The sequence below is a fragment of the Sphingomonas sp. DC4900 genome (assembly GCF_049896485.1).
GTDB classification, from domain to species: Bacteria; Pseudomonadota; Alphaproteobacteria; order Sphingomonadales; family Sphingomonadaceae; genus Sphingomonas; species Sphingomonas aquatilis.
On the sequence record NZ_JAFCUK010000015.1, the window covers coordinates 1 to 23,009 of the forward strand.

The 23,009-nt window shown below is 67.0% G+C and carries 18 protein-coding genes and 1 pseudogene; 9 read left to right on the plus strand and 10 right to left on the minus strand.

All coding sequences use genetic code 11. From position 1 onward, the window contains the following. Positions 1-112: 112 nt before the first annotated feature. Positions 113-808, minus strand: a pseudogene (locus ACP690_RS14825) (IS30 family transposase); the annotation flags it as partial. A 235-nt stretch (positions 809-1,043) separates the two neighbouring features. On the opposite strand from ACP690_RS14825, the gene ACP690_RS14830 reads away from it, so the two are divergent. Both ACP690_RS14830 and ACP690_RS14835 read left to right on the plus strand, forming a co-directional pair. Beyond that, entirely contained in the window at positions 1,044-2,042 is a 999-nt protein-coding gene (locus ACP690_RS14830; protein ID WP_426261507.1) for an adenosine kinase, read from the plus strand. 143 nt (positions 2,043-2,185) lie between these two features. Then, positions 2,186-2,728 carry a pseudouridine synthase gene (locus tag ACP690_RS14835; RefSeq protein ID WP_426261506.1) on the plus strand — a complete coding sequence of 181 codons (543 nt, stop codon included), beginning with the start codon at positions 2,186-2,188 and terminating at the stop codon, positions 2,726-2,728. A 256-nt stretch (positions 2,729-2,984) separates the two neighbouring features. On the opposite strand, the gene ACP690_RS14840 is transcribed toward ACP690_RS14835, so the two are convergent. Both ACP690_RS14840 and ACP690_RS14845 read right to left on the minus strand, forming a co-directional pair. Further along, a complete protein-coding gene (locus ACP690_RS14840; protein WP_426261505.1) occupies positions 2,985-3,992 on the minus strand; it encodes a glycosyltransferase in 1,008 nt (335 codons plus the stop codon). A 101-nt stretch (positions 3,993-4,093) separates the two neighbouring features. Continuing rightward, on the minus strand, positions 4,094-4,426 hold the full coding sequence (locus tag ACP690_RS14845; RefSeq protein ID WP_426261504.1) for a hypothetical protein: 333 nt from the start codon (positions 4,424-4,426) through the stop codon (positions 4,094-4,096). Positions 4,427-4,690: 264 nt separating this feature from the next. Here ACP690_RS14845 and otsB point away from each other — a divergent pair, with 264 nt between their 5' ends. Genes otsB through ACP690_RS14860 form a run of 3 tightly spaced genes read left to right on the plus strand, consistent with a single transcriptional unit; the run spans position 4,691 to position 8,618 of the window. After that, positions 4,691-5,437 carry a trehalose-phosphatase gene (otsB, locus tag ACP690_RS14850; protein ID WP_426261503.1) on the plus strand — a complete coding sequence of 249 codons (747 nt, stop codon included), beginning with the start codon at positions 4,691-4,693 and terminating at the stop codon, positions 5,435-5,437. Beyond that, positions 5,434-7,215: a glycoside hydrolase family 15 protein gene (locus ACP690_RS14855; RefSeq protein ID WP_426261502.1), complete on the plus strand. Its 1,782-nt coding sequence runs from the start codon at positions 5,434-5,436 to the stop codon at positions 7,213-7,215. Before otsB ends, ACP690_RS14855 begins: the two co-directional genes overlap by 4 nt. Next, a complete protein-coding gene (locus tag ACP690_RS14860; protein ID WP_426261508.1) occupies positions 7,212-8,618 on the plus strand; it encodes an alpha,alpha-trehalose-phosphate synthase (UDP-forming) in 1,407 nt (468 codons plus the stop codon). Before ACP690_RS14855 ends, ACP690_RS14860 begins: the two co-directional genes overlap by 4 nt. On the opposite strand, the gene ACP690_RS14865 is transcribed toward ACP690_RS14860, so the two are convergent. Beyond that, positions 8,560-9,660: a mechanosensitive ion channel family protein gene (locus tag ACP690_RS14865; protein ID WP_426261501.1), complete on the minus strand. Its 1,101-nt coding sequence runs from the start codon at positions 9,658-9,660 to the stop codon at positions 8,560-8,562. The genes ACP690_RS14860 and ACP690_RS14865 overlap by 59 nt on opposite strands. Positions 9,661-9,804: 144 nt before the next feature. Between ACP690_RS14865 and ACP690_RS14870 the strand changes: the two genes are divergently transcribed. The 3 genes from ACP690_RS14870 to ACP690_RS14880 all read left to right on the plus strand — a co-directional run bounded on the left by ACP690_RS14870 (position 9,805) and on the right by ACP690_RS14880 (position 13,433). Next, positions 9,805-11,445, plus strand: coding sequence for an inorganic phosphate transporter (locus tag ACP690_RS14870; RefSeq protein ID WP_426261500.1), 1,641 nt, complete (start codon positions 9,805-9,807; stop codon positions 11,443-11,445). A 96-nt stretch (positions 11,446-11,541) separates the two neighbouring features. Then, complete coding sequence (locus ACP690_RS14875) at positions 11,542-12,408, plus strand: UDP-2,3-diacylglucosamine diphosphatase (protein WP_426261499.1); 867 nt, start codon at positions 11,542-11,544, stop codon at positions 12,406-12,408. Next, positions 12,408-13,433, plus strand: coding sequence for a glycosyltransferase family 4 protein (locus ACP690_RS14880; protein ID WP_426261498.1), 1,026 nt, complete (start codon positions 12,408-12,410; stop codon positions 13,431-13,433). The genes ACP690_RS14875 and ACP690_RS14880 overlap by 1 nt, the downstream gene beginning before the upstream one ends. A gap of 109 nt (positions 13,434-13,542) precedes the next feature. Here ACP690_RS14880 and ACP690_RS14885 read toward each other — a convergent pair whose 3' ends face one another. Genes ACP690_RS14885 through ACP690_RS14895 form a run of 3 tightly spaced genes read right to left on the minus strand, consistent with a single transcriptional unit; the run spans position 13,543 to position 19,455 of the window. Then, entirely contained in the window at positions 13,543-15,045 is a 1,503-nt protein-coding gene (locus ACP690_RS14885; protein ID WP_029720456.1) for an efflux transporter outer membrane subunit, read from the minus strand. 6 nt (positions 15,046-15,051) lie between these two features. Then, positions 15,052-18,249 (minus strand): efflux RND transporter permease subunit, encoded by a 3,198-nt coding sequence (locus ACP690_RS14890; protein WP_426261497.1) that lies wholly within the window; start codon positions 18,247-18,249, stop codon positions 15,052-15,054. A 6-nt stretch (positions 18,250-18,255) separates the two neighbouring features. Next, on the minus strand, positions 18,256-19,455 hold the full coding sequence (locus ACP690_RS14895; RefSeq protein ID WP_426261496.1) for an efflux RND transporter periplasmic adaptor subunit: 1,200 nt from the start codon (positions 19,453-19,455) through the stop codon (positions 18,256-18,258). Positions 19,456-19,555: 100 nt separating this feature from the next. On the opposite strand from ACP690_RS14895, the gene ACP690_RS14900 reads away from it, so the two are divergent. Beyond that, on the plus strand, positions 19,556-20,206 hold the full coding sequence (locus ACP690_RS14900; protein ID WP_426261495.1) for a TetR/AcrR family transcriptional regulator: 651 nt from the start codon (positions 19,556-19,558) through the stop codon (positions 20,204-20,206). Between the two features lie 12 nt (positions 20,207-20,218). Here the strand turns inward: ACP690_RS14900 and ACP690_RS14905 are convergent, their stop codons facing one another. From ACP690_RS14905 to ACP690_RS14915, 3 genes are read right to left on the minus strand one after another with little or no spacing between them, the layout of a single operon-like run. Next, on the minus strand, positions 20,219-20,842 hold the full coding sequence (locus tag ACP690_RS14905) for a TetR/AcrR family transcriptional regulator (protein ID WP_426261494.1): 624 nt from the start codon (positions 20,840-20,842) through the stop codon (positions 20,219-20,221). Positions 20,843-20,897: 55 nt separating this feature from the next. Then, positions 20,898-22,565 carry an NAD(P)/FAD-dependent oxidoreductase gene (locus ACP690_RS14910; protein WP_426261493.1) on the minus strand — a complete coding sequence of 556 codons (1,668 nt, stop codon included), beginning with the start codon at positions 22,563-22,565 and terminating at the stop codon, positions 20,898-20,900. 52 nt (positions 22,566-22,617) lie between these two features. Then, positions 22,618-22,986 (minus strand): nuclear transport factor 2 family protein, encoded by a 369-nt coding sequence (locus ACP690_RS14915; protein ID WP_426261492.1) that lies wholly within the window; start codon positions 22,984-22,986, stop codon positions 22,618-22,620. Between the last annotated feature and the right edge of the window lie 23 nt (positions 22,987-23,009).

The following is a 23,009-nucleotide window of genomic DNA, read 5'->3' on the forward strand; positions in this document are numbered from 1 at the left end:
GCGATCCCGTTGACGGTGGGAGCCATCTGGCTCAGATTGCATGCCGCGCCGACGGTTGTCGGCGCATGGATATCTGCTGGCCAAAACCCGCCGCTGCTTCCCGACATAGGACGTTGTCGAAGGTGAGGGACCTGCGAAATGCAGGCGGGACGGAGTGCAGCATGGTGACGAGCGCCCTGGCGACGGCGTCGGCCTTGAGGCTGTCCTGGCGCACCGCGATGGTGAGGCGTGAGGTACGTTCGTGTGCGACGATCACGGCGTGGCCGGGTCTGGAGAAGAGCATGGCGTCGGCTTCCCAGTGCCCGGCCTCGCAGCGGGAGGCGACCTGGCCGGGTCGCTCGTGGATCGACCGGCCGGTCGAGCGCGGCCAGCCCCCTTTGGTCCGCCAGCCGCGCTTGTACTTGGCGCGTGGCAAATAGTGGCGCCAGCGCCGGTCGTTGGTGCGTTTGAGCTGGGCGTGAACGAAGCGATAGATCGTCTCATGGCTGATGACCGGTTGCCCGACCTCGCGGCGCAGCCGGCCTGAAACCTGCTCGGGCGACCAGCCGGCGGCCAAGCGGTCGAGGATGGCTTCGCGCAACGCGTCCTCGCGCTCCAGGCGACTGCCATGCCAGCGGCGTGCGGCAGCCTGCGCCTGTGCGTAAGCGGGCCGATAGCCGACCTTCGCACCATTGCGCTTCAACTCGCGCGAGACGGTCGACGGCTCGCGATCCAGAGCTGCAGCGATCTGCCGGATCGATTGCCCGGCTTCATGAAGCCGGGCAATCGAACAGCGTTCCTCAAGCGTGAGCTGGTGGTAGGTCGACATGGCAGCACCTGTCTCAGGTGTTGCACTTCGTTTGTGAACTCAGCGGGGTCCACTCTGCGGCGAGGGGGACGGTCAGAGCCTCCAGCCACTCCCCCGCGGCCCGGTGGACCCCGGAACAAGTCCGGGGTGACGGTGGGAATGAGGCAAGCGCGCCCCACCCCACCCCGCCCCACCCGCGTTGCGCGAAACCGCGCTGCCCCCTAGGGAGCGACATCTGACTTTACCGGAGCTTCCCTTGTCCCAACCCACCTATGACGTCGTCGCGATCGGCAATGCGATCGTCGACATCCTCGCGCAGGCCGACGATGCGTTCATCGAGTCGATCGGCGTCGCCAAGGGCTCGATGCAGCTGATGTTTTCGCCCGAGGATGCCGACGCGCTCTACGATCGCATGGGTCCGGGGCGTGAGGTGTCGGGCGGGTCGGCGGCGAACACCGTCGCCGGCATCGCGGCGCTCGGCGGCCGCACCGGCTTCATCGGCCAGGTCGCCGACGATCAGCTCGGCGAAGTGTTCGCGCACGACATCCGCGCGGCGGGCGTCGCCTTCACCACCGACGTGCGCCCCGGCCAGCCGACCACGGCGCGCTGCCTGATCTTCGTGACGCCGGACGGCCAGCGCACGATGAACACCTATCTCGGTGCATCGCAGTTCCTGCCCGCCGCCGCGCTCGATCTCGGCATGATCGAAGACGCTGCGATCCTGTACCTCGAAGGCTATCTGTGGGACCCGGAAGAGCCGCGCGCCGCGATGCGCGTCGCGATCGAGGCCGCACGCAAGGCGGGTCGCAAGGTCGCCTTCACCCTGTCCGACGTCTTCTGCATCGGTCGCCACGGCGGCGACTTCCGCCAGCTCATCGCGGATGGCCTGATCGACATCCTGTTCGCCAATGAAGGCGAACTGGCCGCGCTCGCCGAAACCGAGGATTTCGAGGCCGCGGTCGCCAAGATCGCAGCGCAGGTGCCGACGCTGGTCGTGACGCGCGGTGCGCACGGCGCCTGCGCGCTGCAGAACGGCACGCGTGCCGAAGTCTCGGCGGAGCCGATCGAGCGCGTCGTCGACACGACCGGCGCGGGCGATCTGTTCGCCGCCGGCTTCCTGCACGGTCAGGCGCAGGGCAAGGGCCTGGAAGAGTCGCTGAAGCTCGGCGCGATCTGCGCCGCCGAGATTATCAGCCACTTCGGCGCGCGTCCGAACGTCGACATGAAGGCGTTGATGGCCGCCAAGCTCGGCTGATCGCGTCTTCTGGATGACGAACGGGGAGGTGCCGGCCGGCGCCTCCCTTGTCGTATGCGCGACGGACGGCCGTTCGGGCGGATCGCCATGGCCGGCATCGCCGCGCGCCGTTACATCGGGCGTGCCTCCCTGCACGAGCCGACATGAGCCGCCTGATCCTCTTCAACAAACCCTATGACGTGCTCAGCCAGTTCACCGATCGCGGCACGCCGGCGGAGCGCGTCACGCTGTCGCGCTTCATCGACGTACCCGGCGTCTATCCCGCCGGCCGGCTCGACCGCGACAGCGAAGGGCTGTTGCTGCTGACCGACGACGGCCGGCTCCAGGCGCGCATCGCCGATCCGAAGTTCAAGCTGCCCAAGACCTATCTCGTGCAGGTGGAAGGCGTGCCGGACGCCGCTGCCCTTGCCGCGCTGCGCGCCGGCGTGATGCTGAAGGATGGCCCCACCCGCCCCGCCGAGGTGGAGGCGATCGAGCCGCCAGACCTGTGGCCGCGCACGCCCCCCATCCGCGTGCGCCAGGCGATCCCCGACCGCTGGTTGCGCCTCACCATCCGCGAAGGACGTAACCGTCAAGTCCGCCGCATGACCGCCGCCGTCGGCCACCCGACGCTGCGCCTCGTGCGCTGGCGGATCGGCGACTGGACGCTGGGCGACCTCGCGCCGGGGGCATGGCGCGACGCCTGACGCCCCTGACGTGTGGGGTGATAAGTCCTCCCCCGCCAGGGGGAGGTGGCGCCGCCGAAAGGCGGTGACGGAGGGGGAGGACAGGGACGCTCCCCGTAACACAGCGCAACCCTGACCGCCCCCTCCGTCATGCCTGCGGCATGCCACCGCATCGGGTCGATCATGCCCCCGGCATGATCTTGAACGGCCGGGGGCCGTTCATCCCGATGCGCCCTGGCGGGGAGGAACGAGCGTACCGCCACATCGGCCGCCCCCGCTAACCGCGCAACATCGCCAGCTGCCCCCGCACCACGTCGAGATTATGCTGGGCGAGGTGACTGCCCCGCCCCGCGACGCTGCCCTCCAGGTCGGGCCGCTCGCCGATCGCGATCGCCCGCTCCCACGCCCCGCTCGCGAGCGGCAGCCATTGGTCGATAGCCCGCGCCGGATCGGCGATGGCGTGATGCAGCAACAGGTCGCCCAGCACGAAGAAGAAATCCGGCGACTCCGCCCAGCGCGGCATCTCCGCCTCCGCCAGCGCCATCGCATCGCCCAGCCGCCCCGCCTTCGCCAGCGCGGCGATCGCACACGTCACCAGCTCGTGCCGCCAGCCCGCGTCCGGCGGCGTCGCTGCCACCGCCTGCGCATAGCCCTCCGCCGACGCCGCGCCGTCGCCGCGCATGTCGGCATCCTTGGCGATCTGGTACAGCAGATACGCATCCCCCGGCCGCTCAGCGAGCTCCGGCAGCAACAGCCGATGGTTGCGATCGTGCTTGCGGGCAAGCTGCGCCGCGCGATAGCCGTCATGCCCGATATGCAGTCCGGTCCGCACGCGCGGCAAGGCGGAGGCGACCTGCTCATGCACCCGCCCCTCGAACCGCACGCCGCGCGGCAGCATCCGCGTGATCCAGCTCCGCGTCGTCGTCGCGCCCGTGCCATCGTCGCTCAGCACGCACGCCCGCCCCAGCCGCTCGCCCCCTGCGCACCAGTCGCGCAAGGTCTCGCCGCCGGACACGATCCATTCGTCCGCGTCGATGACGAGATGCCAGTCCGCATCGGCCAGTCCCAGCGCATGGTTACGCGCCGCCGCGAAATCGTCAGGCCAGTCGAGTCGATGCACCTCCGCCCCGCAACCGTCTGCGATCGCAACGGTATCGTCCAACGACCCGGTATCCACCACCACCATCCGGTCGACGAACGGCGCCACACTCTCCAGGCACCGCGCAATACACCGCGCCTCGTCCCGCACGATCAGCGTCGCGGCAATGATGGGGGCAGAGGGCATGAAAGTCTTTCACTGTCGGAATGGGCAGGCAGTTGCACGGGATGGTTAATGAACCACTCGCTACTACCGAAGCTCTCTGATCGGGCCGCCGCGAATACCCGTCATCTTCCTGGACCATCGATCGATGGTATCCTCCAATGCGCCTTGGCGAGAGCCACCGCCGACACAAGGGGAAACCCCGTCTTTACGATAACTTGCCCCGTCGTCAGAACCTTGAACACGATAACGACCGGAGCCGTAAACCCAAACAGGAAGAGCAGGTCGTTAGGGTGAGTCCAGTCAATTCCGAGACCGACGAATCCGATCAGGCATCCGGCCACCCACAACGGCTTCCAGCGGAAATCGGGCGAGCGTACGACGGTAATGATAGACCAGACGCTGACCGCGATCACGATCAGCGCAAAGACGACGACCGTTATCTGAAACCCGTTCATACCCAGCCCCTCTGCGTCGACCAGCCGACCTTATAAGCATCGCTGTATCAAGCCACCCCTGTCCTACACGCCGCCGATCCGCTATGATCCCGCCATGCTCCGCGCCCTCCGCTCGCCCGCCCATCCCACGGCGGCCCGGCGCAGGGGGCGTTTCCGAGCAAAACGTATCGTCCACTTCGTCCACTTCCGCAGCCCCCGACTCGAACGCCGACTCGGGCGCCGGACCCGCTTGACCCGCCCGCCCCGATCCCGGACAGCGACGCCGTGACGCACCTGCCCCCGCCCCCCGCCGACCTGTTGCGCGACGCCGCGCTGTTCCTCGATTTCGACGGAACGCTCGTCGAATTGCAGGAGCGGCCCGACGCCGTTCGCGTCGACGCGCGCCTCGCCACGCTGATCGAGCGGCTGTCGCACGCGCTCGACGGCCGCGTCGCGATCATTTCCGGCCGGCCGGTCGATGGCATCCGCGCGCTGTTCGGCGCCCCCGCCTTCGCCATCTCCGGCAGCCACGGGCTGGAGGTCGCCTGGCCCGACGGACGCGTCCACCAGGCGGAACGACCCGCCGCGCTCGACCGTATTGTCGCCGACATGCACGACTTCGCAACTGCAACACGGGGCGTCCTGGTCGAGGAAAAGCCGCTCGGCGCCGCGCTCCATTACCGCGCCGTTCCCACGGCCGAAACCGCAGCGACGCAGCTCGCTACCCGCCTCGCCGCCGGTGCCGGCCTCCATCTGCAAACCGGCAAGATGATGGTCGAGGTCCGCGTCGCCGGTGCCGACAAGGGCAGCGCGCTGCGGCAGATGATGCAGGCCCCCGCCCTCACCGGTTACAAACCCGTCTTCCTCGGCGACGACGATACCGACGAACCCGCCATGGCCGCCGCCGCGACGCTCGGCGGCGCCGGCATCCTGATCGGCGCGCCCCGCGCCACCGCCGCCGCCTGGCGCATCGACAGCGTCGCCGACACCCTCTCCTGGCTCGAAGCCGCAACCGAAAGCCTCAACGCATGACCAGCGTAGACCTCTGGCCGATCGGCAATTGTCAGGTCAGCGCGCTGATCGATCGCGCCGGCCGCTACGTCTGGGCGTGCGTGCCGCGCGTCGACGGCGACCCGCTCTTCTCCGCCCTCGTCGGCGGCGCGGAGCCGGAGAGCGGCTATTGGAGCGTCGAGATCGCCGATTCGGTGTCGGTCGAACAGCAGTACATCCGCAACACCCCGATCCTGGTCAGCACGCATACCGACAGCGCCGGCAACGCGCTGGAGGTGATCGACTTCTGCCCCCGCTTCGATCGCCTCGGCCGCACCTACCGCCCCGTCGCCTTCGCGCGCATCGTCCGTCCGGTGTCGGGCAGCCCACGCATGACGATGCGGCTGCGCACTACCTGTGGCTGGGGCGGTGCGTGCCGCGAGCAGATCGGCGGGTCGAACCACCTGCGCATCAACCTCGATACGATGCAGATGCGCCTCACCACCACCGCGCCGATCGGCATGATCCAGGAAGAGCGCATCTTCCGCCTCGAACGCCCGCTGCATTTCTTCCTCGGCCCCGATGAAAGCTTCAGCGGCGATCTGGCGGAATCGATGGAGGCGATGCTTACGCAGACGATCGCCGAATGGCAGGAATGGACGCGCGGCCTCGCCATCCCCTTGGACTGGCAGGACGTCGTCATCCGTTCGGCGATCACCCTCAAATTGTGCCAGCATGAGGAAACCGGCGCGATCGTCGCCGCGCTCACCACCTCGATCCCCGAACATGCGGGGTCGGAGCGGAACTGGGACTATCGCTACTGCTGGATCCGCGACGCTTATTACACCGTCCAGGCGCTGAACCGCCTCGGCGCGCTCGACGTGCTGGAGGGCTATCTCGGCTATCTGCGCAACATCGTCGACGATGCGCGCGGCGGCCATATCCAGCCTTTGTACGGCGTCCTCGGCGAAGCGACGCTGACCGAACGCTTCGCGCCCGATCTGGCCGGCTATCGCGGCATGGGCCCGGTGCGCGTCGGCAACGCCGCCTACGAACAGCATCAATATGATGCCTACGGCCAGATCGTGCTGTGCAGCGTCCACGCCTTCTTCGACCAGCGCCTGCTGCGCCTCAATACGGTCGAGGATTTCCACCGCCTCGAACAGGTCGGCGAACGCGCCTGGACGCATTACGACAAGCCCGACGCCGGCCTGTGGGAGCTGCGCACGCGGCAGAGCGTCCACACCTATTCGGTCGCGATGTGCTGGGCGGCGTGCGACAGGCTCGCCAATGCCGCCCATGCGCTGGGCATGGAGGATCGCTGCACCTTCTGGCAGGATCGCGCCGACCATATCCGCGGGGTGATCGAGGATAAGGCGTGGCGACCCGACACCAATCGCATGTCGGCGACCTTCTCGGGCGACGACCTCGACGCCAGCCTCATCCAGCTGCTCGACCTGCGCTTTTTTGAACCCACCGACCCGCGCTTCCTCGGGACGCTCGAGGCGGTCGAGCAGGGCCTGCGTCGCGGCAGCTTCATGCTGCGCTACGATACGGAGGATGATTTCGGCCTGCCCGAAACCGCCTTCAACGTCTGCACCTTCTGGCTGATCGAGGCGCTGCACGCCACCGGTCGCCACGACGATGCGCGGGCTCTCTTCGAAGAGATGCTGGCACGGCGTACCGCGTCAGGGTTGCTGTCCGAAGACATCGACCCTACGTCTCTGGAGCTGTGGGGCAACTACCCGCAGACCTATTCGCTGGTCGGCATGATCAACTGCGCCGTCCTGCTGTCCAAACCCTGGAGTTCGATCCGCTGAGCCGTCTGATCATCATTTCCAATCGTGTGTCCGCCCCGACGGGGTCCAAATCCGGGGGCGCACAGGGCGGCCTCGCCGTCGCCCTCGCCTCCGCGCTGCGCCAGTATAAGGGCATGTGGTTCGGCTGGTCGGGCGAGCGCACCGACGAATATACCGGCCAGATCACCTTTCAGCGCAACGAAGGCGTCACCACCGCGACCGTCGACCTCGAAGAGCAGGACATCGAGGAATATTACAACGGCTACGCCAACCGTACCCTGTGGCCGCTCTTTCACTATCGCGTCGATCTGGCGGAATATGAACGCGAATTTGCCGGCGGCTATCAGCGCGTCAACGAACGCTTCGCCGACACCGTCCAGCCGCTGATCGAAGAAGACGACGCGGTCTGGATTCAGGATTACCACCTGTTCCCGCTGGGGCAGGAACTGCGCAAGCGCGGCGCGAAGAACCGCCTGGGCTTCTTCCTCCATATCCCCTGGCCGCCGCGCCGCCTGCTCGCCATCCTGCCCGAAGCGCAAGCGCTGGTCCGCAGCCTGTTCGCCTATGACGTCATCGGCTTCCACACCGACGAATGGCTGTCGTCGTTCCGCGATTATTGCACCGCCGAACTGGGCGCGACCGTCGAGGGCGACGAGCTGGTGCTGGACGATCGCCGCGTGCGCGTCATGGCCTGCCCGATCGGCATCGATGCCAAGGAATTTGCCGGTCTCGCCGTCAGCACGCGGGGTCGCCTGTCCTATCGTCAGATGCGCGACGCCGCGGTGGGGCGCGACATGATCGTCGGCGTCGACCGGCTCGATTATTCGAAGGGGCTGGAAGAACGCTTCCTCGGCTACGAACGCTTCCTCGTCGAGCATCCCGAGGAGCGCAAGGAAGTCACCTTGCTCCAGATCGCGCCGCCCAGCCGCGCGACGGTGGGCAGCTATCAGAAGATCCGCAGCAACCTCGAAGGCCTCGCGGGCCGGATCAACGGCGCGTACGCCGATATCGACTGGGTGCCGATCCGCTACGTCAACCAGGGCTATCCTCGCGACGTGCTGGCGGGCATCTATCGCGCCGCCAAGATCGGGCTCGTGACGCCGCTGCGCGACGGCATGAACCTCGTCGCCAAGGAATATGTCGCCGCGCAGAACCCGGAGGACCCCGGCGTCCTCATCCTGTCGCGTTTCGCCGGTGCCGCCTGCCAGCTGACCGACGCCGTTCTCATCAATCCCTATTCGGCCGAGGAAATGTCCGACGCGATCATGCTCGCGCTCCGCATGCCGCGCGAAGAACGCATCGAACGCTGGCAGCGGATGATGGACGTCATCATGCGCGAAGATATCGGCTGGTGGCGCAAGACCTTCACCGAGGCGCTGATGGAAGCCCCGTTGGAGATGGAGACGGAGGCGGAGCCGGCATGATTCGCGTCCGCGGCAGGGCTTCAGGCATCTCGTCGCGGATGAACGCATAGATCGCCTCGCGCACCTCACACCGCAGATCGAACGCAGTGGAGGCGTCCTTGGCGGTCATCAGCCCGCGCACCTCCATCAGGCCATCCTGTTTTGAATCAGTAACTTGGCAGTTGAAGAACCGCTGGTCCCAGCGAGGGCTGGCCCGAACGACCTCCTCCAGCTTCGCCCTGATCCGGGCGACATCGGCGGCGGGATCGAGATACCAGAAGACGCTGCCGAGCAGGGCACTCGTCTCCCGGGTCCAGTTCTGGAAGCTGTTCTCGAGGAACTTCGACACCGGCACCACCAGCCGCCGGTCGTCCCAGATCCGGACCACGACATAGGTCAGCCGGATATCCTCGATCCGCCCCCATTCGTTGTCGATGATGACCACGTCGTCGATCCGGATCGGCTCGGTAAAGGCCATCTGGATGCCGGCGATCAGGTTCTTCAGCGCCGGCTGCGCCGCGGCGCCGATGGCAAGACCGGCCACGCCGGCAGAGGCGGCCAGCGTCACCCCGATCGTCCGCACTGACGGGATGCTCATCAACATCATCATCGCCGTGATCAGGATCAGCACGAACACCCCGATCCGGTGCAGGATGCCGATCCGCGTCCGCCGCCGCCGCGCCCTCAGATTGTCGGCGGCGGTGATGTCGAACCGCACCTCGCTGATGTCCCGATAGGCCGTCAGCCCGGCGAGCAGCATCCAGCCGAAGATGCCCGGCGTCAGCAGCCCCAGCACCCGCTGCCAGATCGTCTCCCAATAGCGCGGCAAGTCCAGCCCCGGCCCCGATGCGGCGAGGGCGATGACGATCACCAGCCAGAAACTCGGCCGATCGAGCCGGGCGATCAGGATATCGTCGGTCTTCGTCGCGGTGCGTCCCGCCAGCCGGCGCAGCGCCGCGAACAGGATGCGATGGACCAGCGACAGCAGCAGGACGAACGCCAGCACGCCGCCAAGCTTCCCCGCCCAGTCCGGCAGGTCGATATCGAGATAGGGGATATGCATCGCCGCTTACACGCACCACGCCGGCAAAGGCTCCCCGCCCCCTGCTCCGCCATCCCGAACACAACTAGCTATCGGTGCGTTGTCGGCACGGTTCGAATCCGCTGCTGTCACGAACTCGTCACATACAGGGTCCACCGCGGACATATGGCTACGACGCTCACCGCCGCTTCCCCCCAATCGGCTGCACGCGGCCCGCGGCTCGACGGGCACCTGCATCCCGCCGGCCGGTGGATCTTCCTCGCCGTCCTGATCGGCGCGCTGGGCTATGCCGGCGCCAGCATCCTGACGGACACGGCAGAGGTCGGCGAAACGCTGGCGACGGGCGTCTTCCTGTTCCTCGGCCTCGCGCTGCTGATCGCGCTCGGCTTCGAATTCGTGAACGGCTTCCACGACACCGCCAACGCCGTCGCCACCGTGATCTACACCCACGCCATGCCCGCGCCGCTCGCCGTCGTCTGGTCGGGCGTGTTCAATTTCCTCGGCGTGCTCGCCTCGTCGGGCGCGGTCGCCTATTCGATCATCACGTTGCTGCCCGTGGATCTGGTGATCAACACCGGCTCGGCGGGCGGGTTCGCGATGATCTTTGCGCTGCTGCTCGCGGCGGTGCTGTGGAACCTCGCAACCTGGTATGTCGGCCTGCCCAATTCGTCGAGCCACGCGCTGATCGGCTCGATCCTCGGCGTCGGCCTCGCTAATCAGCTGCTCGCCCGGGGTTTGAACGGCACGTCGGGCGTCGACTGGCATCAGGCGGAGAAGGTCTTTTCCGCGCTGTTCTTCAGCCCGCTGATCGGCTTCACCGCCGCCCTCGTGCTGCTGCTGGTGATGAAGCGCTTCCTTCGCGATCCCAAGCTCTATCGCGAGCCCGACACGCAGTCCCCGCCGCCCAGGGGCATTCGCGCGACGCTGATCGCCACCTGCACCGCGGTCAGCTTCGCGCACGGCAGCAACGACGGGCAGAAGGGCATGGGGCTGATCATGCTGATCCTGATCGGCTGCGCGCCCACCGCCTATGCGCTGAACCGCACCGTCCCCGAAAGCGCGACGCCCGCCTTCGTCGCACAGGCGCGCTCCGCCGCGGAAATCTATGCGCGCCAGCCGGGGCCGGAACCGACGGTCGACATCGCCCGCGCCACCGTGACGCGCGGCCTCGCCGAACGCCGGGTCGATACGCCCGCCATGTACGGCGCACTCGCCTCGCTGTCGCGCGATGTCGGCGACAAGCTCGAAAGCTACGGATCGCTCGGCAAGGTGCCCGCCGCTGCCACGCCCAATTTGCGTGGCGACATGTACCTCGTCCTCGATGCTGGCAAGCTCATCGTCGCCGATGAAGGCGCCCGCACCCACTTCACCGCCGCCGAGATCGACGGGATCAAGGCCTATGGCAGCCGGTTGGAACAGGGCACGCGCTACATTCCGCTCTGGGTGAAGATCACGGTCGCGATCGCGCTGGGCCTCGGCACGATGGTCGGCTGGCGGCGGATCGTCGTCACCGTCGGCGAACGGATCGGCAAGACCCACCTCACTTATGGCATGGGCATGTCGGCCGAGCTGGTGACCGCGGCGACGATCCTGCTCGCGGATCGCTTCGCCATGCCGGTGTCGACGACGCACATCCTGTCGTCGGGCGTCGCCGGCGCGTCGGTCGCGAACGGTGCAGGCCTGCAATGGCGTACCGTGCGCAACATGGCGCTCGCCTGGTTCATGACCTTGCCCGCCGCGATGCTGTTGTCGGGCGTGCTGTACTGGATCCTGCTCACCGTGCTGCGCACGACGATGGCCGCGTAAGCGCAACACTTCCGTAACCTCGCCGTGACCGCGGCGTCACATCGGCAGGCTATGCATCGCCCATAAGGGAACAGCGGGTTCCCGAGGGGGCCACGCATGACCACCGACACGACCACCGCCGATATCCTCGCCTTCGTGCCGCAGCGGCCGACCGTGCCGGAGGCTGCGGGCGTCACGCGCCGCCGCTACCGCACGATCTGGATTTCGGACGTCCATCTCGGCACCCGCGGCTGCAATGCCGACATGCTGATCGACTTCCTCGACCATGTCGACAGCGACCAGCTCTATCTCGTCGGCGACATCATCGACGGCTGGCGCCTCAAGAAGCGCTTCTACTGGCCGGCGAGCCACAACGACGTCGTCTGGCGCCTGATGAAGCGCGCCAAGCGCGGCACCCGCGTCACCTATATCCCCGGCAACCATGACGAGGTGTTCCGCCAGTTCGCCGGCATGGACTTCGGCGGCGTCAAGATCCGCCGCAAGGCGATCCACACCACCGCCGACGGCCGCCGCCTGCTGGTGCTGCACGGCGACGAATTCGACGCGATCACGCTCGCGCACCGCTGGGTCGCGTTCATCGGCGACAGCGCCTACACCGCGCTGATGGTGGTGAACCAGTGGCTCAACGTCGCGCGCCGCCGCCTCGGCATGCCCTATTGGTCGCTGTCGAAGCATGCCAAGGCGAAGGTGAAGAACGCCGTCGCCTTCATCTCGCACTTCGAAGAGGTCGTCGCCCATGCCGCGGGATCACGCGGCGTCGATGGCGTCGTATGCGGGCACATCCACACCGCCGAAATCCGCGATATCCAGGGCGTCGCTTATTACAACGACGGCGATTGGGTGGAGGGCTGCACCGCCCTGGTCGAACATTTCGACGGCCGCATGGAGTTGCTCCATTGGGCGGACGAGATTGCGACACGCAATGCGCCGGCCAGCACCGATAGCGTGATCCGCGCCGCCTGATGCGCATCGCCCTCGTCACCGACGCCTGGGCGCCCCAGGTCAACGGCGTGGTCCGCACGCTCACCGCCGTCCGCGACGAGCTGGAGGCGCAGGGCCATCACTTGCTGGTGATCTCGCCCGATCGCTTCGCCAGCCTGCCCTGCCCCAGCTATCCCGAAATCCGGCTGGCGCTGGCACGCAGCGGCACGATCGGGCGGCTGATCCGCGACTTCGACGCGGATGCCGTGCATATCGCCACCGAAGGTCCCCTGGGCCTGGCCGCCCGGCGCTGGTGCGTCGGCGACGGCGTGCGCTTCACCACCGCCTATCACACGCAATTTCCCGATTATGTCGCGGCACGCACCGGCGTGAATGCCGAGTGGATCTGGCGCTATATCCGCTGGTTCCACGCACCCGCCGACGCCATCCTCACCTCGACCCCGTCGGTCGATGCGGTGCTGCGCGCCCATGGCCTGCCGCATTTGCGCCGTTGGGGCCGCGGCGTCGACCTCGCCACCTTTACCGCCGATGGGCCGCGCGATCCCGTCATCACGGCATTGCCAGGCCCGATCCAGCTCTACGTCGGCCGCGTCGCGGTCGAAAAGAATATCGAGGGGTTCCTCCAGTCGACGACGCCCGGCAGCAAGGTGGTCGTGGGTGACGGTCCGGCGCTGGCGATGCTGGCGGCACGCTACCCGCAGGCGCATTTCCTGGGACCGCGCTTTGGCGCGGACCTCGCCGCGGCCTATCGCAGCGCCGACGTGCTGGTCTTCCCCAGCCGCACCGACACGTTCGGACTGGTGATGATCGAGGCGCTCGCCTGTGGCACCCCCGTCGCGGCACTGCCCGCGCCAGGGCCGGTCGACGTGCTGGACGACAGCGTCGGCGCGATCGACGCCGACCTCGACGTCGCCATCCCACGCGCGCTGACCCGCGAACGGGCGACCTGCACGGCCTATGCCGCCCGCTTCACCTGGGCGAGCAGCGCGGCCCAGTTCCTCGACAGCCTCGCCCCGTTGCGCGCGCCGGAAAGCCGCGCCGCCTAGCTGTCGGTCCGCTTGAAACGCAGGCGCGCTATCCCCGCCTGGCGGGGTTCACCGTGCCGCGCCTTCGATTGCTGTCCGCTCTTGCGGCACGGTGAACGGGTTAAATGGTTTACTCGAGTCCACCACCCAGCGAGCGGTATAGTTCGACAAGGTTGCTGATGCGTGTCAGTCGGGTCGTGACCAACTGCTGCTGTGCCGCATAAGCGGACCGCTGCGAATCCAGCGTGTTGAGGAACGATTCCACCCCCGCCCGATAACGCGCGTCGGAAATGCGCAGCGCCACGTTCGCCGCCCCGACACGGGCGGTCTGCGCCGCAATCTGTTCGTCGATCGTGCCGCGCTGTGCCAGCGCATCCGCGACCTCGCGAAACGCGGTCTGCACCGTCTTCTCATAGGTCGACACCGCCGCCTGCTGCGAAGCGCGGGCATAATCGACATTGCCCCGCAGCCGTCCGCCATCGAACAGCGGCAGCGATACTGACGGCGCGCCGGTATAGGTAAAGCTGCCCCCTGCGAAGAGCCCGCTCAGCGCGGTGCTGATCGTCCCCAGCGTCGCGGTCAGCGAGATGCGCGGAAACAAAGCCGCCCGCGCCGCGCCGATATTGGCATTCTGTGCGATCAGCTGATGCTCGGCCTGCAACACGTCTGGCCGACGCAGCAGGACCTCGGACGACAGGCCCGCGGGCAGCACTTGCAACGCCGCATCGCCATTGCCCAGCCCTTGCGGCAGCAGGTCCGCCGTCACCGGCGTGCCGACCAACAGGTCGAGCGCATTCTTGTCCTGCGCCACCCGCGTCTTCAGCACGGCGATATCGTTGCGCGCGCTCTGATAGCTCGTTTCCGCCTGCCGCGCTTCCAGTTCGGAGGCGACACCGATGCGGAACTGCGCCCGCGTCAGCTCCAGCGATTGCTCGAACGCCTTCAGCGTCTCCTGCGAGATGCGCAGTTGATCCTGATCCGACCCCAGGGTCGCCCAGGCCGTCGCAATCTCGGCGATCAGGCTGATCCGCGCGGCGCGCTGCGCCTCTTCCGACGCGAAATACTGTTCCAGCGCGGCGCGGTTGAGGTTGCGGACGCGGCCGAACAGGTCGAGCTCGAAGGCCGAGAAGCCAGCATTGACCGAGTAAAATTCCAGGTTCGACGAATTGGACCCGACCGCCGCGCCGCCGGCCCCGGCACCCACGCCGCCACCGGTTCCTGCGCCCGCTCCGGCACCCGCGCCGCTACCCGCGCCAGCGCCCGCCCCGGCGGAGGCGCCGCCGAAGATGTTGTTGGTGTACGTCCCCGACCCCGACACCGTCGTCGACGGCACCAGATCGGCCCGCTGGATGCGATATTGCGCCCGTGCTTGCAGAACGTTGGCTGCGGCGACACGCAGGTCACGATTGTTCTCCAGCCCCAGCGCGATCGTCTTGCGCAGCCGGTCGTCGGTGAAGAACGTCTGCCAGCCGATCTTGCTGACGTCGGGCGCATCGGTCGCGGCGGCCGGATACACGCCGCCCTGCGGCAGGGCCGCGGGCACCGCGCCTTCGGGCCGGACGTATTTCGGTGCGAGATTGCACCCCGCGAGCGCGCTGGCGCCCAGCAGCGCGAGGACGATTTTGCGTGTCATCACCACTCAGGCTCCCTGCGGACGGGGCGCATCGCCCTCGCCGTCCGCGTCATTGCTGTCATGCAGCCTGTCCTCGACGGGCCGCTTGCCGTCATGGCCGTGCCCGAACAGACGCAGCACCACGACGAAGAACATCGGCACGAAGAAGATCGCGAGCAGCGTCGCCGACAGCATGCCGCCGACCACCGCACGACCGATCGCATTCTGCCCGCCCGCACCTGCGCCGGTCGAGATCGCCAGCGGCAACACGCCGAAGATGAAGGCGAGGCTGGTCATCAGGATCGGGCGCAGACGCAGCTTGGCCGCCTCCACCGCCGCGTCGAACGGCCGCATGCCTTCGTTGATCCGCTCTTCGGCAAATTCCACGATCAGGATCGCGTTCTTCGCCGACACGCCGATCGTCGTGATCAGGCCGACCTGCAGATAGATGTCGTTGTTGAGGCCGGTCAGCCACGCCGCCAACACCGCACCCAGCACGCCGAGCGGCACCACCAGCATCACCGAAATCGGCACCGACCAGCTCTCGTACAGCGCAGCGAGGCACAGGAACACGATCAGCAGCGACAGACCGTACAGCGCGGGCGCCTGACCGCCGGACAGCCGTTCTTCGAACGACAGGCCCGTCCATTCGAGCGCTGTGCCCGGTGGCAGCTTGGCGTGGATTTCCTCCATCGCCTGCATCGCCGCACCCGTGCTGAGACCCGCACCCGGCGAGCCCTGCAACTGCATCGCGGGCTGCCCATTGTAGCGGGTCAGCTGCACCGGCGCATTGGCCCATTCCAGCGTTGCGAAGGCGGTGAACGGCACCATCTGACCCGTGCCGTTCCGCACATACAGATCGCCGACATCCTCCGGGCTGAGGCGATAGGGCGCATCGGCCTGGACGTAGACGCGCTTCACGCGGCCACGATCGATGAAGTCGTTGATATAACCCCCGCCCCACGCCGTCGCGATCGTCGAATTGACGTCGGCAAGGTCGAGGCCCAGCGCGCGCGCCTTGTCCTCGTCGATCTTCACCTTCAGCTGCGGTGCGTCGTCGAGGCTCAGCGGGCGAACCTGCGCCAGGCGCTTGTCCTGCATCGCCATGCCCAGCATCATGTTGCGGGCCTGCACCAGCTTTTCGTGACCGATGCCGCCGGTGTCGACCAACTGCGCATCGAAGCCGGTCGCGTTACCCAGTTCCTGCACGGCCGGCGGCACCAGCGCGAAGATCAGCCCGTCCTTATACTGGCTGAACGCACCCATCGCCCGTCCGACGATCGCCTGCGCCTTATTGTCGGCCCCGCTACGCTCGTCCCACGGCTTCAGGTTCACGAAGACCAGACCGGCATTCTGCCCTTGCCCCGCAAAGCTGAACCCGTTGATCGTGAACACGCCGGCGACGTTAGCACCTTCGGCGTTCATGAAGTGATCGCGGACGAGGGTAAGCCCCTTGTCGGTCCGCGCGCTCGTCGCGCCGGCCGGTCCCTGCACCAGCGCCAGCACCGTGCCCTGATCCTCGTCGGGCAGGAAGCCCGAGGGCAGGCGCGTGAACACCAGCACCATGCCGCCGACGATCAGCGCATAGACCAACAGCGACCGCTTCCAGCTCCGCGCGGTGCGCTTCACGCCACCTTCGTACTTCTGCTGGCCGCGTTCGAACCGATCGTTGAACCAGCGGAAGAAGCGCGCGAACGGCCCGTTGCCCTCCGCCTTGTTCGGGTCGTGCGGTTTCAGGATCGTCGCGCACAGCGCCGGCGTCAGGATCAGCGCGACCATGACCGACAGCACCATCGCCGACACGATCGTGATCGAGAACTGGCGATAGATCACGCCGGTCGATCCGCCGAAGAACGCCATCGGCAGGAACACCGCCGACAGGACCAGGCCGATGCCGATCAGCGCGCCGCTGATCTCATCCATCGACTTGCGCGCTGCATCCTTGGGGCTGAGATGTTCCGTGACGATCAAACGCTCGACGTTCTCGACCACGACGATCGCGTCGTCGACCAGCAGGCCGATGGCGAGCACCATGCCGAACAAGGTCAGCGTGTTGATCGTGAAGCCCGCCACCGCCATCACCGCGAAGGTGCCGAGCAGCACCACCGGCACCGCGATCGTCGGGATCAGCGTCGCCCGCCAGTTCTGGAGGAACAGGAACATCACCAGGAAGACGAGGACGACCGCCTCGATCAACGTGTGGATCACCTGCTCCACCGACAGCCGCACGAACGGCGTGGTGTCATAGGGGTAGATGACCTTGACGTCGGCGGGCAGCGTCTTGCCGATCTCCTGCGCGCGCGCCTTGACCAGCTCCACCGTGTCGAGCGCATTGGCACCCGCGGCAAGGCGCACGCCGAAACCGGACGCGGGCTTGCCGTTATACTGGACGTCGAAGCCGTAATTCTCGGCGCCCAGCTCGACCCGCGCCACGTCGCGCAACCGTACGACGGCGCCCGCGGTGGTGGTCTTCAACCGGATCGCGCCGAACTGTTCGGGCGTCTGGAGGCGCGACTGTACGCTGACGGTCGCGTTCAGCATCTGCGACTTGGGAGCGGGCTGCGCGCCGATCTGACCGGCGGACACCTGCGCGTTTTGCGCCTGCACCGCGGACGTCACGTCGGCGACGGTCAGCGCATAGCTGTTGAGCTTGATCGGATCGAGCCAGATGCGCATCGCATATTGCGCGCCGAACACCTGCAACTCGCCGACGCCCGACACGCGGCTGATCGGATCCTGGAACTTCGACACGACCATGTCGGACAGGTCGGTGTTGCTGTGCGATCCGTCGGTGGAGACGAGACCGACCACCAGCAGGAAGCTGGCAGAGGACTTCGTGACCTGAATGCCCTGGCGCTGCACCTCCTGCGGCAACAGCGGGGTCGCCGCCTGCAGCTTGTTCTGCACCTGCACCTGGGCAATGTCGGGGTTGGTGCCCTGTTCGAAGGTCAGCGTGATCGTCACCGTCCCCGCCGAGGAGGACGAGGACGAGAAATAGCGCAGGTTGTCGATACCCTTCAGCTGCTGCTCGATGATCTGCGTCGTCGTGCGTTCCAGCGTTTCGGCATCGGCGCCCGGATAGCTCGCGGTGATCGCGACCGCGGGCGGCGCGATTTCCGGAAACTGCGCCACGGGCAGGCTGCGGATCGCGATCGCGCCCGCCAGCATCATGACGATGGCGATGACCCATGCGAAGATGGGTCGATCGATGAAATAGCGTGCCATGGTTCGTTACTTCGCCTGGCCCTGCGCCTGCGGCTGCCCTTGCGGGGCGCCGGCAGGCTTGGCGTTCGGGTTCCACGGCTCGCCCTTCACCGGCATGCCCGGCCGCAGCATCATGCCGCCTTCGACGATCACCTTGTCGCCAGGCTTCAGCCCGCCGGTGACGAGCCAGTTGTCGCCAATCGTCCGCGTCGTCTGCAAGCTGCGCGGCTGCACCTTGCCGTCGGCGCCGATCACCATCGCCGTCGCCTGACCCTTTTCGTCGCGCGTCACCGCGCGCTGCGGCACCAGCATGCCATTCTGCTTGATGCCCTGCACCAGCGACGCGCGCACGAACATGCCCGGCAGCAGCAACCCGTTGGGATTGGGGAAGAGTGCGCGGATCACCTGCGATCCGGTCGTCGGATCGACGGTGACGTCGGCAAAGCGCAACGTCCCCTGCGGACCGTAAGCGGTGCCGTCCTCCAGCGTCAGCTTCACGGGCGCATTGCCGTCGCGCAGCAGCTGACCGTCCATGATCTGCTGGCGCAGCTTCAGCAGGTCGGCACTCGACTGCTGGATATCGACGTACACGGGATCGAGCCGCTGAATCGTCGCCAGCGCCTCGGTCTGCGATGCGGAGACGAGCGCACCGGTCGTGAACACCGACCGGCCGATCCGGCCGCTGATCGGCGCGCGGATCGTGGTACGCGCCAGATCGATCTGTGCGGTACGCAGCGCCGCCTGCTGCGCCGCAACGTCGGCGCGCGCCTGCTGCGCGCTCGTCTGGGCGTTTTCATACTCCTGACGCGCGATGGCGTTGATCTTGACCAGCTCGCCGTAGCGGCGCGCGAGCGCCTCGCTCGACGCGATCGCAGCGCGCGCGCGGGCCAGCGCCGCACGGGCACTGGCGACCTGCGCCTGATAGGGCGCGGAATCGATGCGATACAGCGGCTGGCCTGCGCGGACCATGTCACCTTCGGTGAACAGGCGCGCCCGGATCAGGCCGTTGACCTGCGGCCGCACCTCGGAGGTTTCGAAGGCGGTGGTGCGTCCCGGCAATTCGGTGGTCAGCGTCACCGGCTGTTCGCGCACGACGACATAGCCAACCGTGGGCGGACCCTGCGGCGCCTGTTGCTGCTGTTGCCCCTTGCCGCCGCAGGCCGTGAGCGTTCCGCCCAGAACCAGTGCCAACGCTAGCGTCGCCGCGCCGTGTCGCTTATCCGCCATGCCGAAATGTCCGATTTTGATTTTTGTGAGTGATCGATCACTCACGCTCTGGTACAACCGGATTCGAACGGGCGTCAACCCGTGCCGGGACGAGGATGGAATGAACGACGCGAATTTTTGTTGCACCGCACCCAGGAAGAAAGCGGACGCGCGTCGTGAACGTGTGATCGAGGCTGCTCGCAAGCTCTTTATCGACAAGGGTTTTCACAGCACCGGCATCGCGCAGATCGCAAAAGAATCGGGCATTGCGGTCGGCCAGCTGTATCGCGACTTTTCTGCGAAAGAGGACATCGTTGCCGCGATCGTCGACGCCGATTGCTGCGCGTTCATGGCGGGCGACTCGCTGCGCGCCGCCATTGAAAACAATGACGCGGCCTTGGTGCGCGACTGGTTGCACCAGTTTATCACCGCCGAGGACGCCGAGGAGGACGTCGAAAATTCGCGCCTGTTCGCGGAAATCGTCGCGGAGGCGGGACGCAATGAACGGATTGCGGCGATCTTTCGCAGAATCAACGACGACGTCCGCGGCCTGATGCTCAACGCGTTGGAAATGCTCGCCCCCTCGCCGCGGATGGCGGAACGGCGTGCGGTCTTGTCGGACATGATTTCAACGATGGCGCTCGGCATGCTGCATCAGGAGTTGATCCGCCGCGATTTCGATCGCGGTCCGCTTGCACGGGCGTTCATCGTCACGGTCGACCGGGAGATCGACGCGATGCGCGCCGAGGGGACCACGGATCAGACTATATGAGCCGACGCTCTCCTAGCGGCTCGGCCACATCGCCAGGCTGGTGTCGACCATCCGCTCCAGCTCGTCGCGCTTGGCGCCCGATCCCGCCTGCACCGCCATCCCCTGCAACAGCGCGTAAAGATAGCTGGTAAGACCACCGATATCGACTGCCGCGGGCAGATCTCCATCCGCCTTCGCCCGCTCGAACCGTTCGACCAGCGCCGCCTGCGACGAGGCACGGCGCGCGATCATCTCGCCACGGACCGAGTCGGCTTCCGATCCGCAGGGCATCGTGGCGATCACGCCCAGGCACCCCTTAGGCTCACCGGGGCTCGTCTGCATCGCCAAGGCGCCGCGCAGGATCGTCTCGGCGACGCCACGCGCGGTCGGCTGCTCCAGCGCCGCGCGCATATATTCCAGCTTTTCCTGCTCGTAGAGGTCGAGCGCCTTGTGAAACAGCGCCTCCTTATTGCCGAAGGCCGCGTACAGGCTGGGGCGCGTGATCCCCATCGCCTGGGTCAAATCGGCAAGCGACGTGCCTTCATACCCCTTGCTCCAGAAGACGCGTAGCGCCGCGGCGAGGGCCGTATCCGTGCAGAATTCCCGCGGACGCCCCTTTGCACACGGGCCGGGTGACGCGGTAAGAACGCTTTCCATATCGCTCAGTATAGAAAGTCTGGCCCGCCGAACAACACCGTATCGGCACTACCGCTTACGCGGCACGCTTTCCGGGCTGGCGTTGCCGCGGAGCCGCGCCGTTCGTTCCCATGATCTGCCGCGCGACCGCCTCGGCAATCTTGATACCATCGACCGCTGCCGACAGGATGCCGCCGGCATAGCCTGCCCCCTCGCCCGCCGGAAACAGGCCGATCGTATTGAGGCTCTGCAAATCCTCGCCCCGCGTGATGCGGATCGGCGACGAGGTGCGCGTTTCCACCCCCGTCATCACCACATCGGGGTGATCGTAGCCCGCAATCTGCCGTCCGAAGACCGGCAGCGCCTCGCGCATCGCCGCGATGACGAAATCGGGCAGGCAGGCCGCAAGGTCGGTCGGCGTCACGCCCGGTCGATATGACGGCGCGATCGATCCCAGTGCGGTCGATGGCCGCCCGGCCAGGAAATCTCCCACCCGCTGCGCCGGCGCCTTGTAGCTCGATCCGCCTGCAACGAACGCCAGTTTCTCGATCTGGCGCTGCAGCGCGATGCCGGCGAGCGGATCGCCCGGATAGTCGCGCGCCGGATCGATCGCGACCACGAACCCCGAATTGGCGTTGCGCTCGTTGCGCGAATATTGGCTCATGCCGTTGGTGGCGACCTGCCCTTCCTCGGACGTCGCCGCCACCACCGTGCCGCCCGGGCACATGCAGAAGCTGTAGACCGTTCGCCCGTTCGAACAGTGATGCGAAATATGATATTCCGCCGCGCCCAGAATGGGATGGCCGGCGTTGGGGCCGAAGCGCGCCTGATCGATCCAGGATTGCGGATGCTCGATCCGCACGCCGATCGAAAAGGGCTTGGCCTCGATATAGACGCCCGCCTCGTGCAGCATCGCGAACGTGTCGCGCGCGCTGTGCCCGACGGCGAGCACCACCTGCTCCGCCTCCAGATAGTCGCCGTTGTGCAGGTGCAGCCCGCGCATCCGGCGCGTGCCATCCGCGTCGATCGCGACGTCGATGCCGTCGACGCGGCGTTCGAAGCGATATTCGCCGCCCAACGCCTCGATCGACGCGCGCATGCTTTCGACCATCGTGACCAGCCGGAACGTGCCGATATGCGGGTGCGCTTCGGTCAGGATTTCTTCGGGCGCGCCCGCTTTCACGAACTCGGTCAGTACCTTGCGGTCGAGATGCCGCGGATCCTTGATCCGGCTGTAGAGCTTGCCGTCCGAAAACGTGCCCGCCCCGCCCTCACCGAACTGAACGTTCGATTCGGGGTTCAGCTCGCTACGCCGCCACAAGCCCCAGGTATCCTTGGTCCGCTCGCGCACCACCTTGCCGCGATCGACGATGATCGGGCGAAATCCCATCTGGGCGAGGATCAGGCCCGCGAACAGGCCACACGGCCCCGTCCCGATCACCACCGGCCGCGGCCCGGTGTAATCGGCAGGCGCCTTTGCAACGAAGCGATAGCCGGTGTCCGGCGTCGGCCCGACGTTGCGGTCGCGGCGGCAGCGGGCCAGCACCGTGCCCTCGTTCTTTACCGTCACGTCGACGGAATAGACGAGCTGGATGTCCATCTTGTCGCGCGCGTCATTGGCCCGCCGCGCCACCGTATAGCGCACCAGATCGCGCGGCCCGATCCGCAACCGATCCCGGATCGCCGCCGCCAGCGCCTCCTCGGGATGATTGAGGGGGAGTTTCAGCTCGTTGATGCGCAGCATGCCGCCCGGATAGCCGATGCGATGAGCGCTCGCCAGTCCGCGCCGGGATCGCCTAGCCGATGCGCGCCGCCTGCCCCGCCACGACGGCCCAGCCGACGCCGGTATTTCGCCAGAGGCGGGTGTAGGCATAAAGCCCGTCGATCACGGCATCTGCGAACCGACCGACAAGCGTCGCCTTCGTCGTCACGAGCACCATGTCGCCGATGACGGTATAGCGGGTGTCGGACAGGTCGAGGCGGCTCAGGTTCAGCAGGCCCTCGGCATGCGCGGCCAGATCCTGCTCCCGGTTCAGCACACTGCCGTCCGGCCCGGTGAAGACCAGCGCCGCATCGATCAGCATCGACAAGGTCGCAACGTCCCCCGCCACCATCGCCGATCGCAACCGTGCCTCGCAGCGTTCGACCTCTGCTACAGCATCCATGCCACCCTCCTGCGCAACGGCGG